Raw genomic sequence first — 278 nt, forward strand, 5'->3', positions numbered from 1 at the left:
GTAGGTGTTGCCTTTGCTATCCGTGAGTTCGTTGATATTGCCGTTATTGTCATATTTGAGTTTGATGGTGCGGCTGTTATTGCCGTTGCCAATGGTAATTTGGCTAGCTTGGCCGTACTGGTCGTAGATGAAGTGTGTTTGACGTTCGTTGGCGCTACCTAGCGCTTCAATTACGTTAATAACGTTGCCATTAGTATCGTAGGTCAGTTTGGCTACGATGCCTTTTGGGCTGGTATAGCGCGTCACTTGGTCAAAGTCGGTGGAGTATTCAAAGTGTT

The 278-nt window shown here is 46.0% G+C and carries 1 protein-coding gene; it reads right to left on the reverse strand.

Annotated features, from left to right (window positions below):
- Positions 1-278: hypothetical protein (locus VQ643_RS16400; RefSeq protein ID WP_414201600.1), on the reverse strand; the 278-nt coding region annotated here is incomplete at both ends.

Source organism: Pseudomonas sp. F1_0610 (assembly GCF_047470865.1).
Classification (GTDB): Bacteria; Pseudomonadota; Gammaproteobacteria; order Pseudomonadales; family Pseudomonadaceae; genus JAZDRH01.